Source organism: Micromonospora sp. NPDC047753 (assembly GCF_040642735.1).
GTDB lineage: Bacteria > Actinomycetota > Actinomycetes > Mycobacteriales > Micromonosporaceae > Micromonospora.
The window spans coordinates 1-1,412 of the sequence record NZ_JBEYSL010000850.1 but is presented as its reverse complement, the minus strand read 5'-3'; the positions used below and the strand labels follow the sequence as shown (position 1 = coordinate 1,412).

At 75.3% G+C, this 1,412-nt stretch carries 1 protein-coding gene; it reads right to left on the bottom strand.

The annotated features are described in order from the left end of the window. Positions 1-368: 368 nt before the first annotated feature. Positions 369-1,412 (bottom strand): glycosyltransferase family 4 protein (locus ABZ749_RS35180; protein ID WP_357235727.1); only part of this gene is annotated, 1,044 nt, incomplete at its 5' end.

The following is a 1,412-nucleotide window of genomic DNA, read 5'->3' as shown; positions in this document are numbered from 1 at the left end:
TGTGGCCCGGCACTGAGCGTGTGGCCCGGCACTGAGCGTGTGGCCCGGCACTGAGCGTGTGGCCCGGCACTGAGCGCGCGGCCCGGCACAGTGAGCACGCGCCCCAGCGGCCCGGCCAGCTGCGCGCCCAATACCGCCTGATCGACTCGCGTTACAGGAAGTCGGGGTGTTCCCGGCACTGGGACACCCCGACTTCCAGAAAGCCGAGTCGATCAACGGGCCGAGCCGGGCCGAGCCGAGCCGAGCCGGGCCGAGCCGGAACCGGGCCCAGGCCGAGCCGGGCCGAGCCGGGCCGGGCCGAGCCGGGCCCAGGCCGAGCCGGGCCGAGCCGAGCCGGGCCGAGCCCAGGCCGAGCCGGGACAGCAGGGTCAGCGCAGGCCGGCGGCGGCGAGCAGGTTGCCCTCGGGGAGTGCCGGGAGGGCGCGCCCCTGCGACATCCGCTGCTCGGCGCGCTCGGCGGTGAACGCGGCGTCGTGGTGGATGGCGGCGGCGTAGCTGGCGGCGGTGCGCTGGGCGATCGCGGCCCAGCCGTACTGGTCGCGGACCGTCCGGCGGGCGTTGCGGGCCATGACGCGGGAGCGGTCGGGGTCCGACAGGAGCGCGTCCACGGCGTCGGTGAGGCTGTCCGGGTCGTGCGGGTGGAAGGTCATTCCGGTGACGCCCGGCTCGACGATCTCGCCGAGGCCACCGGTGGCGGCGACGGCCAGGGGAGCGCCGGCCGCGGCGCCTTCCAGGGCCACCATGCCGAACGGCTCGTAGATGCTCGGCACGGCGAAGCAGTCGGACGCGGCCATCAGCGCCGGCAGGTCGGTGCCGCCCAGGAAGCCCGGCATGGTGACCATGCCGCCCAGGCCGCGGCGGTGCACCTCGGCCTCCAACTCGGCCCGGTACGGGCCGTCGCCGGCGATCACGGCCCGCAGGCCGGGGTGCCGCTCGCGCAGTCGGGGGAGCGCCGCGATCAGGTGCTGGACGCCCTTCTCGTACACGAGGCGGCCGGCGAAGGTGACGAGCGGGCCGTCCCCGGCGAAGCGGGCGCGGGCGGCGGCCACGGCACGGGCGGGCACCTGCCAGCGGTGCGGCTCCACGCCGTTGGCGACCACGTCGACCCGTCCGGCCGGTACGCCGAACAGCGCGTTGACCTCGTCACGCATGTACCCGGAGCAGACGATCACCCGGTTGGACTCGCTGCTGAGCCACTGCTCGACGCCGTGGATGGTGCGGTTCATCTCCTCCGGGAGCCAGCCCTGGTGCCGGCCCGCCTCGGTGGCGTGAATGGTGGTGACCAGCGGGATGTCCAGGTGGTCGCGCAACGTCATCGCGGTGTGGGCGACGAGCCAGTCGTGGGCGTGGATGACGTCGTAGGCGCCGGCCTGGGTGGCGCGCAGGGCGGTGCGGGTGAGGGTGTGGTTGAA